Source organism: Flavobacterium melibiosi, from assembly GCF_048158545.1.
Lineage (GTDB): Bacteria > Bacteroidota > Bacteroidia > Flavobacteriales > Flavobacteriaceae > Flavobacterium > Flavobacterium melibiosi.
This window is the reverse complement of the sequence record NZ_JBLNKU010000002.1, coordinates 139,270-161,553: the sequence shown is the minus strand read 5'-3', so window position 1 is coordinate 161,553 and position 22,284 is coordinate 139,270. Positions and strand designations below refer to the sequence as shown.

Sequence of the window (22,284 nt, the reverse complement as noted above, 5' to 3'; positions counted from 1 at the left end):
AGTACCCATTCATTGATAAAAGTTTTTTGTAATATTACTACATATAATTAGTTGGGATGAGAAAAATTAAGTACAAGAAAGGAAAGAAAATGCAACCCTATAATTTAGAATATACTGGTATTCATAAAAGTAAGGAATCGGAGATGCAGTTGTTTGTTTATGATGATTTAAATCTTACCGAATACGAGGATTTTAAGGTTTCGGATTTAGATAAACATATTGATAAACAAAAAACAAATTGGATTAATATACACGGTTTAAATAATGTAGAGTGGTTAAAATCGATTGGAGATTATTTTAAAATCGATAATTTTATGTTGGCTGATATTTTGAATACCACCCGAAGAACAAAACTGGAAGAGTCTCATGATTTTCTATTTTTTAACATAAAATCACTGTTGCCTGCGGAACACTCAGATAATATAAGTGTAGAACAAATTAGTTTTTTGTTAAAAGATGGGATTTTAATTTCTTTTCAGGAAAAACGAAGTGACTTTTTTACCCATATTCGAGAACGCATTCGAACGCATTCAGGAATTGTCAGAACCAAGAAAGCGGATTATTTGTTGTACATCCTTCTGGATGCCATCATGGAAAATTTCTACATCACTTTAGAGAACGAGGAAGACAAAGTTGAGGAATTGATTAACCTTACCAAGCAAAGTGTGGATCCCATAATTTTAGAAAAAATAGAGAAACACAGGGATAATTTAAATTTTTTAAAACGTTCTATCATTCCGCTTAGGGATTCGTTGTATGATATAAAAAGTATAAAAGACGATACTATATTTAATGCGATGGAAGCAGATAGTTTTAGCTTTTTTGCCCGATTGCATCAAAAGAGTTTAGAACTTTTGGAACAAATTGAATCTGATATGGGTTCTTTGGAAAGTGCGTCTAATTTCTTTTTTTCGGCACAGACGCATAAGATGAATGAGATTATGAAAACTCTGACCATTGTATCTGCGATATTTATTCCGTTAACTTTCATTGTGGGGATTTACGGGATGAATTTTGAATATATGCCGGAACTCAGACGTCATTATGGCTATCATACCGTTATGGGCGCTATGTTTTTAATAGTAGTTGGAATGATTATTTATTTTAAAAAGCGTCGTTGGTTCTAGTAATTAAAAATCAAAACATACAATTTATTTTGAATTTAAAAAACAAAAAATGAATAAGGCCATATATATAGCAACAAGCGAACAAAATAGCGGTAAGTCGATTATAACTTTGGGGTTGATGAGCATGCTTATTGGCAAAACAGCCAAAGTAGGTTATTTTAGACCTATTATAGAAGATTTTGAAGAAGGTGGATTTGACAACCATATTGAAACGGTAATTGGACATTTTGGATTGGATATTCCATTTGAAGATGCTTTTGCAATTACAAAAAGCAAGCTAATCAAAAAGAAGAATAAAGGGAAAATAGGCGAGGTCCTGGATTTAATTATTGAAAAATACAAGAAATTAGAAGAACGTTTCGATTTTGTTTTGGTTGAAGGTACCAGTTTTACTGGAGAAGGCACCGTTATCGAATTAGATATGAATGTTTTGATTGCCAAAAATCTTGGGATTCCAACTATTATTGTGGGATCAGGAGTAGGCAAAACTTTAGAGGAATTAATAGATAGTTTGTATCTCGTGTATGATTCATTCAAAATAAAAGAAGTAGAGGTTTTGGCTGTCATTGCAAATAAAGTTAAACCTGAGAATATTGAATTAGTAACTACTGGTTTGAAAAAAAGTCTGCCCGAAAGTGTATTAGTGAATTCAATTCCCTTAATTTCTAATTTAAATAATCCCACAATTCAGGAAATTGTAAACAAATTAGATGCTAAAGTTTTATTTGGTTCCGCCTATCTAAACAACCAGACAGGTAATTTTAGCGTGGGTGCCATGCAGCTTTGTAATTACTTGTTGCACTTGAAAGAAAATAGCCTGGTTATTACCCCTGGAGACAGAGCTGATATTATTCTTGGCGCGCTTCAGGCGAATGAATCAGTAAATTATCCCACAATTTCGGGTATACTTCTTACGGGAAATATATTGCCGGAAGTTAGTATTTTAAAATTAATAGAAGGACTTTCTCCAATTGTTCCCATTTTTGCTGTAGAGGAGGGGACGTATTACATTACCAATAAAATAGGTTCCATTAAATCAAAAATTTACGCCAATAACAAACAAAAAATTGAAACTTCCATAAATACTTTCGAAAAATATGTTGACTTAGATAATTTGGCACAAAAGCTAATTACTTTTGAAGCGGAGGGAATGACACCAAAAATGTTCCAATACAACTTAGTAAAAAGAGCCAGAAAGCATAGAAAACACATTGTTTTACCGGAAGGGAATGATGAAAGAATTATTATTGCGGCTTCGCGATTATTGACAATGGATGTGGTTGATATTTCGATTATTGGAAACAAAAAACAAATTGAAAGTAAAGTTGCGGAGTTGGGACTTCCTTTCGATTTTTCTAAAATAAAAATCATTAATCCGATAGAATCCGAGCATTATGATGATTATGTAAATACCTATTATGAGTTGCGAAAAGCAAAAAATGTAACCATAGGAATGGCTAAGGATTTAATGGAAGATGTCTCGTATTTTGGAACCATGATGGTGTATAAAGGGCACGCAGATGGAATGGTTTCAGGAGCGGCACATACTACGCAACATACTATTTTACCTGCTTTACAATTCATTAAAACAAAACCCAATTCCTCTGTGGTTTCATCGATATTTTTCATGTGTTTAGAAGACCGGGTTTCTGTTTTTGGAGATTGTGCCATCAATCCAAATCCCACTGCAGAGCAATTGGCAGAAATTGCGATTTCCTCAGCGGATTCCAGTTTAGCTTTTGGAATTGAACCGAAAATCGCTATGCTTTCGTATTCATCCGGTTCATCCGGTAAAGGAGATGAAGTAGATAAAGTGAGAACCGCAACTGAAATAGTGAGAAAAAAACGTCCCGATTTAAAAATTGAAGGACCGATACAATATGATGCAGCTGTTGATATGGAGGTTGGGAAAAGTAAAATGCCCGATTCTGAAGTGGCAGGACAAGCCAGTGTTTTGATTTTTCCAGATTTAAACACAGGAAATAATACCTATAAAGCGGTCCAAAGAGAAACTGGCGCATTAGCAATTGGACCTATGTTACAAGGATTGAACAAACCTGTAAATGATTTAAGCCGTGGTTGTACGGTAGATGATATTATAAATACAGTCGTGATTACGGCGATTCAAGCACAAGGATTATAAGAAATTATAACTTTTACGTCACGTTTTAACTGCTAAGGAAAATAATAATATTTTGCCGAAAAGTCTCAAAGACACAAAGAAAATAGGTTTATAAAGGATAAGAAATTAATCTGATCGTTTAATAACATTTATCAGATTATTTAAAATTTGCGCCTTAGGGTCTTCGTGGCAAAAAAGGTTTGATTAAATAAAATAAATTATGAAAATAGTAATAATAAACTCAGGAAGTTCCTCCATAAAATACCAATTGATCAACATGCCGGCAAATGAGGTCATTTGTTCGGGGATGATTGACAGAATAGGACTGGAAACTTCAAATCTAACTTATGTAACCAATAACACTAAATTAGAAGAAACGTTGCCTATTGCGAACCATAAAATTGGTTTGGAAAAAATTGCCAAATTACTGATGGATGAAAAAGTGGGAGTAATTAAAAGTACGGATGAGATTGAAGCTGTCGGGCATCGTGTGGTGCATGGCGGAAGCGCTTTTTCGAATACGGTAATCATTACCAATGAAGTAAAAGATAAAATCAGACAACTTTTTGATTTAGCACCTTTACATAATCCAGCGAATTTAGAAGGAATAAATGTTGCCGAGGAAATTTTTAATTCAGCACAACAAGTGGCTGTTTTTGACACGGCATTCCATCAAACGATTCCTGTTGTGGCACACAAATATGCAGTGCCAAATTACCTTTTGACGGAGAATAAAATTCGTGTTTATGGTTTTCATGGAACAAGTCATAAATATGTTTCGGAAAATGCAATTCATTATTTGAAGCAAAATTCTAAGAATAAAGGTTCTAAAATTATTACGATACATTTAGGAAACGGTTGCAGTATGACAGCTATAAAAGATGGAAAAAGTATCGATCATACGTTGGGTTTTGGTCCAATGAACGGATTGATTATGGGAACCCGAAGTGGAGATGTGGATCAATCCGTGATTTTTTATCTGGTAAATTCGTTGGGTTATTCGCTTGAAGCGGTGAATACTATGTTGCAAAAACAAAGCGGAATGCTGGGGCTTACCGGTTACAGCGATTTAAGAGATATTGAAGCCAATGCGGAGAACGGAAATGCGGATTGCCAATTGGCTTTGGCCATGAATGCGTATCGGATAAAGAAATATATTGGTTCGTATACCGCCGTTTTAAATGGACTTGATGCCATTATTTTTACGGCTGGAATTGGAGAAAATTCGTCCTACATCCGAAAATTAGTGTGTACGGATATGGATTATTTCGGAATAGAATTGGATGCATCCAAAAATGAAATTCGTTCGAAAGAAATTCGAGAAATCAACACGCCAGATTCCAAGACTAAAATATTGGTTATTCCTACCAATGAAGAAATCGAAATTGCCAATCAGGTATTTGAATTACTGACGAATTAGGAAAACAACCAACTTGAAAAAAGCTTCTATAAACAGAGGTTTTTTTTATGCCTTTTATTTGAGAAATCTAATTATATTTGGATATAAAATACCACATTTTGAAAGCAAGAATTACAACAATAATCCTACTCTATTTAATCTCATTTCAACTTTATTCACAGGAGTTACTTCCCTTTGTAGAGAATTACAGCAAATCAAATTATCAAGGGGATAATCAGATTTGGAGTGTTGCACAAGGAAATGATAATGCCATGTATTTTGCCAATAATTATTATTTATTGCGGTATGATGGCGTAAAATGGGAGAAATACAGTTTGCCTAACAAAACGATTATTCGCTCCGTAATGGTTGACGGTGACCGCATTTATACCGGTTCTTATAAAGAATTCGGGTATTGGTTCCGAAAACAAGGAAAGATGCTTTACGTTTCTATTTCCAATTTCAATAAAACCAAAGTTTTTGATGACAATGATAATGAAGAGATTTGGAAGATATTTAAATTTAATAATAAAATCTACTTTCAGTCCTTTAATGGACTTTTCATGTATGATGGAAAAGTAATTAAAGAAAGTAAGTTTGATTTTCTGGTTTCTTATTGCTTCCCGGTTGGCAATGAATTGTTAGTTGCTTCAGTAGAAAAAGGAATTTATAAAATGAAGAATTCCAAGTTTGAAAAGATTCAAGGTTGGTCTATTTTAGAGAATAACGTCATTCATGCTATTGAAAAATACCAAAATAAAACGTATTTTTTTACTAAAAAAAACGGGATTTATGTTGAAGAAAATGGTATTCTGAGTATTTGGGAAAACCCATTAAATGCCATTTTGAAAGCGGCAAATATCAATGTTGCCAAATTCATTAAAAACAATAAATTAATCATAGGAACAGCTAATAAAGGTGTTTATATTTTTGATTTGAATTCTGGTTCGTATAAAAACATCAATCGAAATAACGTATTGATGAACAATTCAATTTTGAGTATTGGCTTGGACAAAGAGAATGATTTATGGTTGGGCTTAGACAACGGAATTGCTCATATCGAGGTTAATTCTCCTATTTCTATTTTTTACGATAATTCAGGGATTTTAGGTTCCGTTTATTCTGTGGCAAGTACTTCAAAAGGTTATTTAATGGCTTCGAATCATGGCGTTTTTAAATATGAAGACAAGCTACTTTCGTTAATTCCCAATACACAAGGACAAGCCTGGAACATCAGTAAAATAAATAACAAATACCTCATAGGTCACAACGAAGGGACTTTTGTTTACGAGAATGGATTGTTTTATAAATTAAGTACAATAAATGGAGGTTGGAATTTAGCAAAAAGCAGTATAAATAATTCCTATTTGCAAGCAACATACAGTGGTGTAATCATTTATAATGATAGTAATGATTTGAATCAAAAGATAGTTGTAAAAGGGATATTGAAACCTATAAAATATGTTGCGCAAAACAGGAAAAATGAAATATGGGCTGCGGATAATAATAGAGGCTTGTATCGAATTTTGTATAATGATGCATACGAAACAACTGATATCAAGAATGTTACCCAACACAGTAAAATAAGTAATGATTTTGGAGTGAAAATATTTGAGTTTAGAAATGAAATCCTTTTTTTGATTAATAAATCTTGGTATACCTATAATTCAATCACCAATCAATTAGAAGAAAATGAATTGTTTAATACCAATTTTAAAAATGTATCAAACATCGTTTCTATTGATGAAAATCACTTTCTGATGCTGCAAGAAGGGCTTTTGTATCATATTTATGCCCATGATAATAAATTTATCCGCACTATTATTCAAGAGAAATATTACAAAGGAAAAATCATTAACGACAATTTAAAAGTATTCAAAAACAAAGACAATTATCTGTTAAATCTGGATGATGGTTTTATTTCGTTACAATTAAAATATGCAAACAAGAAAGAATCGAATATAAGTGTTGAAGCCTTTGTTAATGATGGTTTGGTTGAAAATAAATCAAAGATTCCATACAATTCAGAGCTTCGTATACATGCAATATCGGGTGTTTTTGGAGCAACAAGACCTAATTTATTTTATAAAATCAATGGAACCAAAGAATTTATTCCTGTGAATGAAGGTTTGATTGTTTTGAATAATTTGAATAGTGGTTCCAATGAGATTACCGTTTATCTTCATGATGGACTGAATTATGATAAAATTTCCAACTTTCAATTTGTTGTAGCTAAACCATGGTATTTTTCTCTTTGGATGATTTTATTGTACCTAGTTGTGATTGGAGGTATTCTGTATCTGTATTACAAATGGAATAAAATGCGATACATACAGAAGCTGGAGATGCGTGACGAAGAGTTAAAACATCAAAAGAAAATTCTGGAGATGGAATTAAAGGCCGAAAACGAATTGAATATTCAAGAATATGAAAAACATATTTTAGAATTGGAATTGCAATCTAAATCTTCAGAAGTTGCAGGTAAATCACTTTCGATTGCGAAACAAAGTGAAATGATTGAAAATATTCAAAGTATTCTGGATTCAGATATGGATTTTAATAAACTAAAAAGTGAAATCAAAAAAGCCATAAAAATCAATGCCGTTAACAAACATGAATGGGAAACGTTTGAAACAAATTTGAATCAAATCCACAATGAATTTATAATTAACCTTTCAAAAAAATATCCGAACCTGACTTCGAAGGATATTAAGCTTTGTATTTACTTAAAAATGAATCTTTCGTCCAAAGAAATTGCACCCATGATGAATATTTCTTTTAGAGGCGTAGAACTCCATCGCTATCGTTTAAGAAAGAAATTAAACCTCGTTCAGGACGAAAATCTCTCTAAATTTTTATTAACTGTATAAATAAGCTTTGTTTTTTATAGATAATATAGTATTTCAGTGTATTTATTACGGAATTACAACACATCATTACTACATCATGTAGATGTAGTGTAGTATCTTATAACCGCTCTTATCCACAGTGATACATAGATTTATAATCGTTTTTTACTATTTTGATGTATTCATGTAGTAACTCCATTATGCGTACTATAACGTTGTAATTATCTAATTTGGCCCTACTAACTTTAACAAATTATTAATATATGAGAAATTTTATTTTTAGCTTTTTAGCACTCATTCTACTTCCAGCATACATGTCTGGACAAGTAATTAAGGGAAAAGTATTGGATAAGGATGGAATTGGGATTCCGGGAGCTATGATAGTTGCGGCTGATTCTAAAACTTCAACTGATACTGATTTTGACGGTAATTTTAATATCAATGCCAAAGTTGGCGAAGTATTAAAAATTAGCATGGTAGGTTTTGATGCTTTATCAGTTCCTGCAACAGCAGCACCGATGAGCATAAAATTACAAGAATCCAAAGACACTGAATTAAAAGAAGTGGTTATCATTGGTTACGGAACCAGAAAAAAGATTGATAACACTACAGCAATTACTTCATTAAAAGCAGAGGAGATATCTAAAACCAAAGTTTTGAATGCTTCGCAAGCCATACAAGGTAAAGCGGCAGGTGTTCAGGTAATTTCTTCAGACTTACCGGGAAGTACTCCTTCAGTTATTATTAGAGGTTTGGGTACCGCTTTAGGAGGAAGAACCCCTTTATATATTGTAGATGGTATGCCTACGGAGAATATCAATAACATTAATACGAATGATATTACTTCGTACGAAATTTTGAAAGATGCATCTGCATTAGCAATTTATGGAACCAGAGCTGCCAATGGTGTAATTATTATTACGACTAAAAAAGGTAAAGGAGACAAGGTTTCTGTAGAATTTGAAAGTTTTGCAGGTTTTAGAGCGCCTTTGAAAAAAGTAAAAATGGCAGGAAGTAATAAGTACTCACATTATTCGAATTCTGCTTTGCAAACCACAACTTTTTCACAGGATCAACCTGTTAACACAGATTGGTTTGATGCCATTACCAGAACAGGTTCATATACTCAAAATAACGTTTCAGTTTCTGGAGCAACGGAGAATATTAAATACTTCTTCAGTTTAGGAAATTATCAAGAGAAAGCAATTCTTAACGGATTGGATTACAGTCGTACTACTTTTAGAAGCAATAACGAATTCAAAATTTCTAAAAAACTGACTTTAAATCAAAATTTCAGTTTTGGTTCAGCAAATTCAACACCAAAACCATTAAGCGCTTTTACTAACGCTTACAAACAATCTCCGATCGTTCCGGTTCGTTTTCCAAATGGACAATATGGTGTCTCTTTTGTTGGGAACGATGGTTTTGCAGGAACAACAGGTTCTTCTTTTAACAATGTTGGAAATCCTGTAGCACAATTAGACTTTTATGATGAAGAACAACGTAGCATAAGTTTACAAGGAGGTTTAAAATTAGATTACGATATTTTAAAATCATTAAAATTCACCTCACAGTTTAACGGGGAATATTATTCTTGGAAGCAATATAATTTTGAAGATACAAGAACTATTGATATTGCTGGAGATCCAAGTCCAGAAAATACTTTACCAACGAATATTAATGAGTTGACTAAAGGAAGAGAGCAATATTTTAATTGGAACTTATCAAATTATTTAACCTACAATAAGGTATTTAATGAAATTCATGATGTTGAACTAACTGCAGGTATCGAAACATCAGTTAAAGGAGCAAGAGAAAAATTGACGATAAGAAGAAAGAATGTCAATGCAAATTCTAATTATTGGTCATTATCAGGTGTTGATAATGTAGCTAATGTAATCAGTTATAGAGATGAAGTATTTAATGAAACCAGATTGGCTTCATACTTTGGTCGTTTTCAATACAAATTAATGGACCGATACTTAGTTACAGGAACAATCAGACGTGATGGTTCATCTAATTTTGCTAAAGATTATCGTTGGGGAACTTTTCCAGCCTTTGGTTTAGGATGGGTTATTACCAAAGAAGAATTTATGGCTAATGCAACAGGAATAGACTTATTGAAATTAAGAGGAGGTTGGGGTAGATTAGGAAATCAAACTGTACCACTTAACAATCAGGCTTATACCTCAGGACTTACCAGTTATTTAGGAGGTTCAATATTAAATGAAGGAACTACAGTCAATTCTCAAGTAGATCCAAGTCTTTCTTGGGAAATTACCGAAGAAACTTCATTAGGTTTAGATTTTGAATTATTGAATAAGAGATTAAAAGGATCTTTTGATGTTTATGAAAAAAATACAACAAATGTTATTTTAAACACAAAACCTTACATGACTTCAGGAATAAGCAATTCTTCACCGGCACATGTTGGAGAAGTGTCTAATAAAGGATATGAGATTGCTTTGCGTTGGGACGATAAATTAACCGATAATTTAAGTTACTGGGTTGGGGGAAATTTTTCTAACAACAAAAATGAATTGACAGGTTTGAAAGATGCTACGCTTGCGCCAATTACAGGTGGAGATTTAGGAAATGGACAATGGACAAAATTATTAGACAACACTTCTGTAGGGAAATCATTAGGTAGTTTCTATATGTATGAATATGCTGGTTTTGATGCTACAAATGGGAAAATGTTGTACTATACCGCAGCAGGTGCCAAAGTGACTCAAGATGCTTTAGATGCGAATGCAGATAAAAAATATGTTGGTTCTATTTTACCAAATTCAACATATGGTGTTACTTTAGGGATGAACTATAAAAACTTTGATTTCTCAGTGGACGGATACGGTACTTCTGGTGCTAAAGTGTACAATGGTAAAAAAGCACAACGTTTTACAGGAGAAAATATCGAAGATTCACTGGCAACAGATTTTTGGACAGTAAACAATACAACTGCTTCAAATCCTGGTCCGTTTAACCAAGTTCCCGTAGCATCTACTTATTATTTAGAATCTGGGGATTTCTTTAGAATCAACAATATTACTTTAGGATATAAAATTCCTTTGAAAGGAGAATTTTTAAATTCTTGCAGAATATATGTAAATGCTATAAATCCATTTATAACTCAAAAATTCTCAGGTTTCTCTCCGGAACTAAATGGTAATGGAGATCCTTATGGAACACAAGGTATTGAGTTGGATGCATACCCAACATTAAGATCAGTTGTTATTGGTGCTAATTTAAAATTTTAATACAATGAAAAAGATATATATATCAATTTTTGCGCTATCCGCATACTTTTTCTCGGGATGTACAAATGACTATTTAGATGCAGATCAAACCGAATCTATTTCTACAAAAGACATTGAATTATTCAATAATGATGCAGGAGCAGCCACTTTTGTAACAGCAATCTACAGTAAGTTTTTAGATTGGAACATGACTTCATTTTCTTGGATTGGGTTGTCAAGTATTGCTTCTGATGATGCTGACAAAGGATCGTCTCCTGGAGATACAGGTTCCGATAAAGATTTAATGGATGCCTTAACCTATAATGCTTCAACGCCATCTACAAGTGAGATTTTTGCAGCTAATTACGAAGGAATTAACAGATGTAATCAAGCATTAAGTATTATCCCGCAATTAGATAAAGCAGATCCTGCTTTACGAGCAAGATTATTGGGAGAAGCTAAGTTTTTGAGAGCTTTTATGTATTTCACTTTGGTGAAAACCTATGGTGGTGTTCCAATTATCGATCATTTGCCAAATCCTTCTTCAGAAGAAGACAGAATTATGCAATTAACGCGTAAATCAAGTGCCGAAGTATATGCTTATATCGAAAGTGATTTGAATGATGCTATTGCGGCATTGCCAAACAAATCAGAATATGCTGCTTCTGAAAAAGGAAGAGCTTCAAAAGGAGCTGCCTACGCTTTATTGGCAAAAATAAATTTATACCAAAAAAACTGGCAGAAAGTAGTAGACAACTGTAACTTGGTTACAGGATATGCTATTGTTTCAGATTATGCTTCTATGTATAAATTGGCAGGAGAGAATGATGCTGAATCTATTTTTGAAATACAAGGTACAGGTTCTGTGCCAGCCAAAGGAATTTCTGGATATTCTAATACACAAGGTGCTCGTGGTGCCGGAGGTTGGGGTTGGGGTTTCAACACACCATCTCAAAGTTTAGTAAATGCTTATGAAGCAGGTGATGTCAGAAAAAATGCAACAATCATTTTTGCAGGAACTACATTATACGACGGTAGAGTAGTACCATTGACTGTTGAAAATCCGAGGTACAATTATAAAGCGTATTCATCTGCTTTTACAGATGGTTGGGAAACCGATGTGAACATCAAATATTTGAGATATGCTGAGGTGTTATTAATGAAAGCCGAGGCGTTAAATGAATTGAATCAAACCACAGCTGCGATTCCTTTGTTGAACCAAATCAGAACAAGAGCTGGATTAGGGAACACAACTGCTGTTTCTCAAGGCGATGTTAGAACTGCAATCTGGAAAGAAAGAAGAGTGGAAATGGCATTTGAGCATGATAGATTCTTTGATTTAGTTCGTACAGGTCAAGCTGCTGCAGCCTTTGCTATTGATGGAAAAACGTTTGTTACCGGTAAACATGAAGTGTTTCCATTGCCACAATCATTCATTACACAAGCAAATGGATTGTCGATACAGAATCTTGGTTATTAATTTTTAAAAACAGTAAAAATGAAAAAAAATAAATATATTTTCTTATTTGCTTCTGTTCTGGCTTCTCAATTTTTTGTAAGCTGTAATGAGGATAGTATAGATAAAGTAAACAGTCCAATTCCTTATGAGTCAATTGGCGGTTATGAAAACTCGGATGATATAGCAGCTGCAAATTTGGTTTCTAAATTGAGTTTTGATGGAAATATTACAGATTCAAAAAATGGAATAACTGGAGGAGTTGGAACAAATGTGACTTATGGAACTGGAATCAAAGGAGAAGCATATAAAGGTTCTTCAAGTTCTTTTATCGCTTATAGTACAGTAACTAGTTCTTTGGTAGACATAAAAAGCATTACAGTTTCTATGTGGATCAATACGAATCCACATACAGGAGGAGCGCAATCATTATTTATGTTACCAAAAACAACAGATTTTTGGGGCAATATTTTCTCAATGATTGAAGGAACAGGTCCAGCAACAACTATGTTAATGAAAAACCATCTTCAAAAAGATGTAATGCCTAGTATTGCTTGGTCAGGTCAGTTTATTGAGCATGGAGGTACAAATGTTTTAACGAATATGTTTGGAAAATGGAAACATGTTGTATGGACTTATAGTGGAGCTAGTTCTACTTACAGTATGTATGTTGATGGACAAAAGCTTGATTTGCCTGCTTCAATAGCTAAGCGATATGCGAGCGATCCTCTTGCTGGTGGAGTTGGTTATGGTGAACTTGCTAATTCAAATGTTTCAAAATTCATTATTGGTGGATTTCAACAACATTTAGGTGCACCTTGGAATGCTCCAGAAGGTTGGATGTTGAATTATACAGGCATGATGGATGAGTTCAGAATATATAATGCTGCTCTTTCTGATAATGAAGTTGTTGCTTTATATAAATTAGAAAAAGACAACCGATAAAAAGCTCTCTTGCACACCTAGTTTTCTATAAACTAGGTGTTTTTTCAATTATTAATACTTTTATTTTATAAAAATGAAAAAGTACTTATACGGACTAATTTTTTTAAATCTTTTTATTTCTTGTTCATCTTCATCTCCAGAAGGAAAAGGTGGTGGAACTCCATTACCAACGAGTCCAACAGTACCAACTGTTCCCTTAACGGATACCGAAGCGATGGATCAAGTTCAAAAAGATGCTATCAAATATTTTTGGGAATATGCCGAAACCAATTCAAAATTGGCACGGGAACGTTACCTTACTGAAGATCCCAGTTTTGAAGCTAATATTATTACAACTGGAGGTTCAGGCTTTGGTTTAATGACACTTATTGTAGGTGTGGAACGAGGTTTTGTACCAAGAGCCGAAGCAGTTTCCCGTCTTACAACAGCAATGACTTTTTTGGAAAATGCAGAACGTTTCCATGGTGCATGGCCTCATTGGATAAATGGGACGACAGGAAAAGTAATCCCTTTTGGAACAAAAGATAATGGTGGAGATATCGTTGAAACTTCTTTTTTATGTCAAGGGTTGCTAACCGTTAGAGAATATTTTAAAAACGGAAACACTGCTGAAAAAGCGCTTGCAGCCAAAGCAGATAATTTGTGGAAAGGCGTAGAGTGGGATTGGTATACAAAAGGAGAAAATGCCATGTATTGGCACTGGTCTCCTAACTATGGTTGGGAAATGAATTTTAAATTAGAAGGTTATAACGAATGTTTGATTACCTATGTTATGGGTGCTGCATCTCCAACACATCCAATTCCGGCAGCAGCGTATCATCAAGCTTGGGCTCGTAACGGTGCAATTACAAACGGAAGTTCTCAATATGGAATACCGGTAATTTTTAATTATAACGGTGTTGTAGGAAATGTAGGGCCTTTGTTTTGGGCACAATATTCCTATTTGGGAATGGATCCTCGAGGATTAACGGATGCGTATGCAAATTATTGGACAGTGACACAAAATCATTCTAAAATCATTAACCAATATTGCATAGCTAATCCAAAACAATGGATAGGTTATTCTGATAAATGTTGGGGACTTACAGCTAGTTATACCAGAAATTCGGATGGTACTACAGGATATACAGCCCACCAACCGTTGAATGATACAGGAGTAATTTCGCCAACGGCAGCTTTGTCCTCTTTTCCTTTTACACCTGCGGAAAGCATGAAATTTTTACATTATTTATATGATGAAAAAAAGAGCTCTTTAGTTGGAGTTGCAGGACCTTATGATGCCTTTTCGCCTCATTATAATTGGGTAACGCCACGCTATTTAGCTATTGATCAAGGAACAATTGTTCCTATGATTGAAAATCATCGTACGGGATTGATTTGGAAATTATTTATGCAAGCACCTGAAGTAAAAGTGGGGTTAAAAACATTAGGTTTTTCGTCCACTCAATATGGATTTTAAAACTAATTCTTAGATGAAATGTAAATTAGCAATAGTCACGTTATTATTTTCCATTGTTTCTCTTGCACAAAGTGATGTAATTGGTACAATAAAAACCGAAATCGTACAAAAACGCGAATTAACTTTTGCTTTACACATTCCAAAAAATACTAAAGAAAAAAAGCCGCTGATTGTTTTTCTTCATGGTTCTGGTGAAAAAGGAACTGATATCGAAAAAGTAAAAGCGCATGGACCATTCAAGTATTTGAAAAGTCACAAATTAGATGCTTATGTTTTGGCACCGCAATGTCCGGAGAATGAATATTGGAATGAAGAAGTAGTGTTATCGTTTGATTTTAAAAATTCAAAAAGAGAACAACATTGACAGCAGTAGAATTTATCTCACAGGTCTTAGTATGGGAGCATGGGGCGCTTGGAATCTAGCTTTTACACATCCAGAAACCTTTGCGGCTTTAGTACCTATTGCAGGATATGTGGATAGAATTCCAATGATAGAAAACTGTAAAATCAAAGACATTCCAACTCGAATTTTTCATGGTTTACTCGATGATGTCGTGAATGTAGAGTATTCGATTGCGATGTATAAAAAATTAAAAACCTGTAATACTAATGTTACACTAACGATTTTTGATGATGCAAATCACGATAGTTGGACAAAAGTATATGACAACCAAGAAATTTATGATTGGATGTTCAAACAAATAAAAAACAGACAAAATGAAAATTAAACTTATTATACTCCTTATTGGCTTTTCACTTTTTGGCTACAGCCAAAAAAAGACAACTAAAAAGGCAGTTAAAATTAAACCCAAAACTGAATTCGTAGCAGAGTTACTTTCTAAAATGACTTTGGAAGAAAAAATTGGTCAATTGAATTTACCCACTTCGGGTGATATTACAACTGGTGCTGCCAGTAGCTCTAATGTGGCCAAAAATATCGAAGAGGGTAAAGTTGGCGGTTTATTCAACATCAAATCAGTTCAGAAAATAAAAGAAGTACAGAAGATTGCTGTCGAAAAAAGCCGATTGAAAATTCCATTACTTTTTGGAATGGATGTTATTCACGGGTATGAAACTACCTTTCCTATTCCGCTTGGATTGTCTTGTACTTGGGACATGAAACTGATTGAACGTAGTGCTCAAATTGCTGCTCAGGAAGCCAGTGCCGATGGAATCAACTGGACATTTTCGCCTATGGTTGATATTTCTCGTGATCCACGTTGGGGAAGAGTTTCTGAAGGTTCGGGTGAAGATCCGTTTTTGGGAAGTGAAATTGCAAAAGCAATGGTCAATGGGTATCAACAAAATGATTTATCAAAGAGCAATACCATTTTATCGTGTGTGAAACATTTTGCTTTGTATGGTGCACCAGAAGCAGGACGTGATTATAACACGGTTGATATGAGCAGAATAAAAATGTACAATGATTATTTTCCTCCATACAAAGCTGCTATTGACGCTGGTGTTGGTTCGGTTATGGCGTCTTTCAATGAAATTGATGGAATTCCTGCAACTGGAAACAAATGGTTAATGACTGATGTGTTGAGAAAACAATGGGGCTTTAACGGTTTTGTTGTTACCGATTTTACAGGTATAAACGAAATGGTTGATCATGGAATGGGTGATTTGCAAACCGTATCTGCTTTGGCATTAAATGCCGGAATTGAAATGGATATGGTGGGTGAAGGTTTCCTTACGACTTTAAAGAAATCATTGGAGGAAGGAAAAGTAAGCATCGAACAAATAGATAATGCGGCTCGTCTTATTTTGAATGCCAAATATGATTTGGGATTGTTCCATGACCCGTATAAATATTGTGATGAAAAAAGAGCTAAAACAGAAGTTTTTACTAAAAGTCACAGAGCTGAAGCAAGAGCTATTTCAGCACAGTCTTTGGTTTTATTAAAAAATAACAATCAGCTGCTTCCTCTTAAAAAGTCTGGGACAGTGGCTGTTATTGGACCATTGGCTGATGCCAAAGAAAATATGGCTGGTACTTGGAGTGTGGCTACTAATATGGATAAATCCATTTCATTAATAGCAGGAATCAAGGAAGTTGCCGGTGATGCTACTAAAGTGCTTTACGCCAAAGGTAGTAATCTGGATTATGATGCAGCTTTCGAAGAAAAAGCGACCATGTTTGGAAAAACACTGCACCGCGATAGCAGAACTACCGAAGAATTATTGGCAGAAGCCTTGAAAATAGCGAATCAATCGGATGTAATTGTAGCAGCTTTAGGGGAATCAGCAGAAATGTCCGGAGAAAGCAGCAGCCGAACTAATTTAGAGATTCCACAAGCACAAAAAGACTTATTGCAAGCATTATTGAAAACAGGAAAACCGGTTGTTTTGGTTTTATTTACAGGCCGTCCATTGGTTTTAGTTCAGGAAAATGAAACTGTTCCAGCAATATTGAATACTTGGTTTGCAGGAAGTGAAGCTGGAAGTGCTATTGCTGACGTTTTGTTTGGAAATGAAAATCCTTCCGGAAAATTAACGACGACATTCCCAAGAAGCGTAGGACAAGTGCCTATTTATTACAATCAAAAAAATACAGGAAGACCACTTGCAAACAAAGAAGGGAAATTCGAAAAATTCAGATCGAATTATATTGACGAAAGAAATGAGCCTTTATTTCCTTTTGGTTTTGGTTTGAGTTACACCACTTTTGATTATTCGAACTTGAAAATTTCATCGGATAAAATGAATTTCAACGAAAAAGTAAACGTTACCGTTGACGTTACAAATACAGGAAATTTTGATGGTAAAGAAGTAGTTCAATTATATATAAGAGATGTAGTAGGTTCCGTTACAAGGCCTTTAAAAGAGTTGAAAGGATTTCAAAAAATTGCTGTTGCAAAAGGAGAAAAGAAAACAGTAACTTTTGAAATTTCCATAGAAGAATTGAAGTTTTATAATTCTGATTTACAATTTATTGCTGAACCTGGTGCTTTTCAAGTTTTTGTTGGCACAGATTCAAACACAGAGAAGAAAGTTAGTTTGGAGTTGATTAAATAAATTTGGTTTGTTTATTTAGTGATTACCCTTCGGTATTTATATCGAAGGGTTTTTTTTATAAAAGCAATACAATGAGCAACTGTGTTTATTGACTTTTATCAATTCAAAAAAAATAACCTGCAGGATTTTTTTTTGAATGTGGCATCAAATATTCGTTAAGAATTACGAAATTGCCATTCCTATTGAAACCGAAAAATTCAAACCATCACCGTATTAAATTATGAGAAAATCAATTTTATGTGTTGCACTATTCCTTAACGGAATTGTTCTTTTTGCACAAACTATAGAAGAACAAATGGTAAAGGAAATTTATAAATCTTCCTTGACCAATGCTAAATGTTATCCCTGGCTGGACCATTTATCCAATAAAATTGGCTCTCGATTATCGGGTTCAACCGGAGCAGAAAAAGCGGTTTTGTATGCCAAAGCGCAATTGGAAACGCTCGGATTAGATAAAGTATATCTTCAGGAAGTGATGGTTCCAAAATGGGTTCGGGGCGAAAAAGAAATCGCTTATTTACAATTTGGAAAACAAAAAATCACTTTCCCAATATGTGCGCTGGGCGGCTCAGTTGCCACTCCAAAAAAAGGATTACAAGCGACTATAACTGAAGTAAACAGTTTAGAAGAATTAATAGCATTGGGGGAAGAAAAAGTAAAAGGAAAAATCATTTTCTTTAATAGACCTATGAATCCTGAATTCATAGAAACTTTCAAAGCGTACGGCAGTTGTGTCGACCAAAGATCCTCAGGCGCAAAAGAAGCCGGGAAACTGGGTGCATTAGCCGTAATTGTAAGATCGATGAATTTGCGATTGGATGATTTTCCACATACCGGTGCAACCAATTATGGAGAAATTTCAAAAGAACAACGAATTCCGGCTGCTGCGATTAGTACAAATGGGGCTGAACTTTTAAGTAAAAGTTTAAAAGAAAAACCCAATGCGCAATTTTATTTAAAACAATCCTGTCAGGCATTTGATGATGTTTTGTCTTATAATGTTGTCGGTGAAATGACAGGTTCTGAACATCCTGAAAAAATAATGGTCGTTGGAGGACATCTTGATTCTTGGGATTTAGGGGACGGATCTCATGACGATGGCGCTGGATGTGTACAAAGTATGGAAGTATTGAATATCTTTAAAAACATAGGGTATAAACCTAATAATACGCTTCGTGTGGTATTGTTCATGAACGAAGAAAACGGTGTTCGCGGCGGAAAAGAATATCAGGAACAATCCAATAAAAACAATGAAAACCATATTTTTGCTTTAGAAAGTGATTCAGGAGGTTTTTCACCAAGAGGTTTTTCAATTGATGCTGATGAAGCGAATTTCAATAAAATCAGTAGTTGGGCAACTTTATTCGAACCTTATTTAGTTCACAAATTTGTAAAAGGACATTCTGGTGTTGACATTGGTCCGTTAAAATCAAATCATATCGTAAAGGTTGGATTGCAACCAGATTCACAACGCTATTTTGATTATCATCATGCTGCAAATGATACTTTTGATGCCATCAATAAAAGAGAATTAGAATTAGGAGCTGCAACTATGGCTTCACTTATGTATTTGATAGACCAAAACGGAATCGAAAAACGTAAAGAAAATCAATAAGGGATAGAAAATATTTTGGTATCTAAATCTAAAATTTAAGAATAAATATAAGCATATAAAAGAAGGTGTGAAATTCTCAATTTTTAAAAGAAATCGTGAATTTTGCACCTTCATTAATTTTACTTTCCACTTCAATACGGCCACCTAAATTGGTAATGTGATTGTAAATTAAGTAAAGACCTATTCCATTACTGTCAATGTGGTTATGAAATTTTTGATGCAATCCAAAAATTTTATCTTTAACTTTTTCCATATCAAAACCAAGTCCATTATCAGAATAAATTAATTGACTAATGCCGTTTACTTTTTTAGAATATATAGAAACTGATGGCAAAGTGTCAGGTTTAGAATATTTAATTGAATTAGTTAATAAGTTAAGAAATATACTTTTTAGATATTCTTTATTGAAATTAACGTTAGCAAGCTCTGAAAAATTGATAGCAACATTAATTTTTGAATTTTCTATTAAAGAATTTATAGAAAGTAGCACCTCGTTTAACGAATCATTTAAGCTTAATTCTTCAATTGGGGCATTTAATTCATCTTTTTGAATTAATTCATCTACAGCATTTTTTAAAGTAAGTCCTAAGCTTTCGGTTGTTGATTTTAGTATAGATATAAATTCAATTGTTTCCGGATCATTGATTTTTGAAACATCAATCAAACTGAATACGGATAACAAATTATTCACGGGAGATTTTAAATCATGTGAAGTAGTGTAGGATAAATGTTTGAGGTCTTTATTGATTTTTGTCAAATTTGCAATAAGCAAGTTTCGTTCCTCTTCAATTTTTTTTTTATGTGTAATGTTTTTGGCAATAGCATAAACTAATTTTTCACTTTCAACAGGCATTGAGGTCCAAGACAACCATACAATCTCACCAGTTTTGGTTAAATATCGATTTTCAAAATTTAAAAGCGGTTTGTTTTTATATACTTGTTCTCTAGTTTCTATAGTAATTTTAAGGTCTGGTGTATAAACAAAACTACTGATGGGTTTAGCATACAATTCTTCATCTGAATAACCTAATAATTTTGAAACAGCGGGATTTATTCTCTTGAAATAGCCATCAAATCCTGCAATACAAATAAAATCAGCTGAGATATTAAAAAAATTATCGAAGTGATAAGTTCCATCTGAATCAGGATTTCCTTTTTTTATAGTCATTGAGTTTAAAAGTTATCTGTTATTCGAATTTTGGACAAATACAAAATTTATAAATTGTTTGATTTTATAAGAAAGCATAATATCAAATTTAGCTAATAATTATTTATAACAAGCACTCGTATAAACAAATTTGTAATTAAAATAAGATATCCCATCATTCAAATAAAAAAGCTCAAACAAAAAGAGGCTGTCAAAAATGACAGCCTCCCATATATTTTATTTGACCTTAAAAAGGATTCAAAACACTTTTGCAACTAAATTTAAAACTGGTTTATCGTTTTTCTTATAGCAACTAATTTCGTCATTAAACCTTCAAAATAGTCTAAATGTAACATATTTGCCCCATCACTTTTTGCATTAGCGGGATCAAAATGAGTTTCTATAAAAATCCCATCGACACCTACTGCGATTCCAGCTTTGGCAATAGTTTCAATCATATCTGGTCTTCCGCCAGTTACTCCGGCAGTTTGGTTGGGTTGTTGTAATGAATGCGTAACGTCAAGAACGGTAGTTGCATATTGTTGCATCGTAGGGATTCCTCTAAAATCCACAATCATGTCTTGGTAGCCAAACATGGTTCCGCGATCTGTAACCATTACGTTTTGGTTGTTACAATCCAAAACTTTTTGTACGGCATGCTTCATACTTTCCGGACTCATGAATTGTCCTTTTTTCAGGTTTACAACTTTTCCAGTATTGGCAGCAGCCACGACTAAATCAGTTTGACGAACCAAAAAAGCGGGAATTTGAAGTACATCTACATATTGAGCAGCCATTTCCGCATCTTCATTGGTATGAATGTCAGTTACTGTAGGAACTCCAAAAGTTTCAGATACTTTTCTAAGGATTTTCAATGCTTTTTCGTCTCCAATCCCTGAAAAACTGTCAATTCTAGAGCGGTTGGCTTTCTTAAAAGAACCTTTAAATACAAATGGTATTTCCAGTTTATCTGTAATGCCAATTAATTTTTCGGCAATGCGCATTGCCATTTCTTCCCCTTCAATGGCACAAGGCCCTGCAAGTAGAAAGAAGTTACCACTTTCAGTATGTTTGATTTGTGGAATATGTTGTATGTTCATAAATATATTTTTTTGAAAGTACAAAGGTAATTAGAAATTATGATTTAGTATTTTTTTGAAGCTATTTCCTGCTATCCGTTACAAATAAAAATTTACTTAACTCTAATAAAAATAAAACTTTGTGAAAATCCTTTTCTTTTTTGGCAGCAAAAAGAAAAGGATTTTCACTGTTATCAGGGCTAAGAGAGTCGTGTGTATATTTAATTCTTTTTTAAAGTAAGACCAACGGGTACCATTAAAATTCCTTTTTCGTAAATGTTTAAATAGAGTTTTACTTGTTTTTTTTGACCTTCCCATTTTAGTTCATATACATCTAGAAAACCTGCGCCTAAATCAGTGTTTTTTGTTGGAAATGGACAGCAACTTTCTAATTTTGTATAGGTGATTTTTTCACCTTTTGGTCCAGCCAATGCATTCAAAAAACGCTCCTGATTAACCGTTTCGTTTGCCGTATTTCTATAAAATATGTTAATGGGGTAGTCTTGGTCATAACCATATTTTTTGTCTTTACTGTATTCTGTTATCACAAAAATATTTTGATCTGTAACTCTTAGATTTGGTGCATTGTTATCTACATTTTTTAAAGTAGATTTGGTGCTTACACAAGAAGCACAGGCTATTAGTAAAGCAATAAAAAGAACTGTTTTTTTCATGATTTATGGTTTTTTACTCCCTTACAACAGGCATTTTTTAAATTATTATATTATTTTAAGTACTATTTTGGTGCAAACCAACTTTGAAAATACAAATATAATCAGAACTTTAAATGGTTTTGTTACTTTGAACAACAATTGTGCCTTAATTGTACTTT

The 22,284-nt window shown here is 33.6% G+C and carries 15 protein-coding genes; 12 read left to right on the top strand and 3 right to left on the bottom strand.

The genetic code is table 11. The annotated features are described in order from the left end of the window. Positions 1 to 56: 56 nt before the first annotated feature. From corA to ACM55F_RS02640, 12 genes are all read left to right on the top strand, one after another. Complete coding sequence (corA, locus tag ACM55F_RS02695; RefSeq protein WP_416852164.1) at positions 57 to 1,127, top strand: magnesium/cobalt transporter CorA; 1,071 nt, start codon at positions 57 to 59, stop codon at positions 1,125 to 1,127. Positions 1,128 to 1,176: 49 nt separating this feature from the next. Continuing rightward, complete coding sequence (gene pta, locus ACM55F_RS02690; protein WP_416852163.1) at positions 1,177 to 3,270, top strand: phosphate acetyltransferase; 2,094 nt, start codon at positions 1,177 to 1,179, stop codon at positions 3,268 to 3,270. Positions 3,271 to 3,469: 199 nt separating this feature from the next. Beyond that, positions 3,470 to 4,669 carry an acetate/propionate family kinase gene (locus ACM55F_RS02685; RefSeq protein ID WP_416852162.1) on the top strand — a complete coding sequence of 400 codons (1,200 nt, stop codon included), beginning with the start codon at positions 3,470 to 3,472 and terminating at the stop codon, positions 4,667 to 4,669. A 98-nt stretch (positions 4,670 to 4,767) separates the two neighbouring features. Then, entirely contained in the window at positions 4,768 to 7,518 is a 2,751-nt protein-coding gene (locus ACM55F_RS02680) for a helix-turn-helix and ligand-binding sensor domain-containing protein (protein WP_416852161.1), read from the top strand. 242 nt (positions 7,519 to 7,760) lie between these two features. Continuing rightward, a complete protein-coding gene (locus ACM55F_RS02675; protein WP_416852160.1) occupies positions 7,761 to 10,754 on the top strand; it encodes a SusC/RagA family TonB-linked outer membrane protein in 2,994 nt (997 codons plus the stop codon). Positions 10,755 to 10,758: 4 nt separating this feature from the next. Next, on the top strand, positions 10,759 to 12,213 hold the full coding sequence (locus ACM55F_RS02670; RefSeq protein ID WP_416852159.1) for a RagB/SusD family nutrient uptake outer membrane protein: 1,455 nt from the start codon (positions 10,759 to 10,761) through the stop codon (positions 12,211 to 12,213). A gap of 18 nt (positions 12,214 to 12,231) precedes the next feature. After that, positions 12,232 to 13,134, top strand: a complete 903-nt coding sequence (locus ACM55F_RS02665) for a LamG domain-containing protein (protein ID WP_416852158.1) — start codon at positions 12,232 to 12,234, stop codon at positions 13,132 to 13,134. A gap of 73 nt (positions 13,135 to 13,207) precedes the next feature. Further along, positions 13,208 to 14,593: a glucoamylase family protein gene (locus ACM55F_RS02660; RefSeq protein WP_416852157.1), complete on the top strand. Its 1,386-nt coding sequence runs from the start codon at positions 13,208 to 13,210 to the stop codon at positions 14,591 to 14,593. Positions 14,594 to 14,606: 13 nt separating this feature from the next. Then, positions 14,607 to 14,957: a hypothetical protein gene (locus ACM55F_RS02655; RefSeq protein WP_416852156.1), complete on the top strand. Its 351-nt coding sequence runs from the start codon at positions 14,607 to 14,609 to the stop codon at positions 14,955 to 14,957. Next, entirely contained in the window at positions 14,923 to 15,321 is a 399-nt protein-coding gene (locus ACM55F_RS02650; protein WP_416852155.1) for a carboxylesterase family protein, read from the top strand. The genes ACM55F_RS02655 and ACM55F_RS02650 overlap by 35 nt, the downstream gene beginning before the upstream one ends. Further along, complete coding sequence (bglX, locus tag ACM55F_RS02645; RefSeq protein ID WP_416852154.1) at positions 15,311 to 17,611, top strand: beta-glucosidase BglX; 2,301 nt, start codon at positions 15,311 to 15,313, stop codon at positions 17,609 to 17,611. Before ACM55F_RS02650 ends, bglX begins: the two co-directional genes overlap by 11 nt. Positions 17,612 to 17,831: 220 nt before the next feature. After that, positions 17,832 to 19,226, top strand: a complete 1,395-nt coding sequence (locus ACM55F_RS02640; protein WP_416852153.1) for a M28 family peptidase — start codon at positions 17,832 to 17,834, stop codon at positions 19,224 to 19,226. 76 nt (positions 19,227 to 19,302) lie between these two features. On the opposite strand, the gene ACM55F_RS02635 is transcribed toward ACM55F_RS02640, so the two are convergent. From ACM55F_RS02635 to ACM55F_RS02625, 3 genes are all read right to left on the bottom strand, one after another. Next, positions 19,303 to 20,394, bottom strand: coding sequence for a PAS domain-containing sensor histidine kinase (locus ACM55F_RS02635; protein WP_416852152.1), 1,092 nt, complete (start codon positions 20,392 to 20,394; stop codon positions 19,303 to 19,305). Positions 20,395 to 20,654: 260 nt separating this feature from the next. Next, complete coding sequence (kdsA, locus tag ACM55F_RS02630) at positions 20,655 to 21,473, bottom strand: 3-deoxy-8-phosphooctulonate synthase (RefSeq protein WP_416852151.1); 819 nt, start codon at positions 21,471 to 21,473, stop codon at positions 20,655 to 20,657. A gap of 200 nt (positions 21,474 to 21,673) precedes the next feature. Continuing rightward, on the bottom strand, positions 21,674 to 22,126 hold the full coding sequence (locus ACM55F_RS02625) for a 2-dehydro-3-deoxyphosphooctonate aldolase (protein WP_416852150.1): 453 nt from the start codon (positions 22,124 to 22,126) through the stop codon (positions 21,674 to 21,676). Positions 22,127 to 22,284: the final 158 nt, after the last annotated feature.

Coding starts and splice junctions, on each gene's coding strand:
- ACM55F_RS02655 (WP_416852156.1), top strand. CDS start 14,607: ATGAAATGTAAATTAGCAATAGTCACGTTATTATTTTCCATTGTTTCT.
- ACM55F_RS02670 (WP_416852159.1), top strand. CDS start 10,759: ATGAAAAAGATATATATATCAATTTTTGCGCTATCCGCATACTTTTTC.
- ACM55F_RS02635 (WP_416852152.1), bottom strand. CDS start 20,394: ATGACTATAAAAAAAGGAAATCCTGATTCAGATGGAACTTATCACTTC.
- ACM55F_RS02675 (WP_416852160.1), top strand. CDS start 7,761: ATGAGAAATTTTATTTTTAGCTTTTTAGCACTCATTCTACTTCCAGCA.
- ACM55F_RS02640 (WP_416852153.1), top strand. CDS start 17,832: ATGAGAAAATCAATTTTATGTGTTGCACTATTCCTTAACGGAATTGTT.
- ACM55F_RS02660 (WP_416852157.1), top strand. CDS start 13,208: ATGAAAAAGTACTTATACGGACTAATTTTTTTAAATCTTTTTATTTCT.
- ACM55F_RS02625 (WP_416852150.1), bottom strand. CDS start 22,126: ATGAAAAAAACAGTTCTTTTTATTGCTTTACTAATAGCCTGTGCTTCT.
- ACM55F_RS02665 (WP_416852158.1), top strand. CDS start 12,232: ATGAAAAAAAATAAATATATTTTCTTATTTGCTTCTGTTCTGGCTTCT.
- pta (WP_416852163.1), top strand. CDS start 1,177: ATGAATAAGGCCATATATATAGCAACAAGCGAACAAAATAGCGGTAAG.
- ACM55F_RS02685 (WP_416852162.1), top strand. CDS start 3,470: ATGAAAATAGTAATAATAAACTCAGGAAGTTCCTCCATAAAATACCAA.
- kdsA (WP_416852151.1), bottom strand. CDS start 21,473: ATGAACATACAACATATTCCACAAATCAAACATACTGAAAGTGGTAAC.
- bglX (WP_416852154.1), top strand. CDS start 15,311: ATGAAAATTAAACTTATTATACTCCTTATTGGCTTTTCACTTTTTGGC.
- corA (WP_416852164.1), top strand. CDS start 57: ATGAGAAAAATTAAGTACAAGAAAGGAAAGAAAATGCAACCCTATAAT.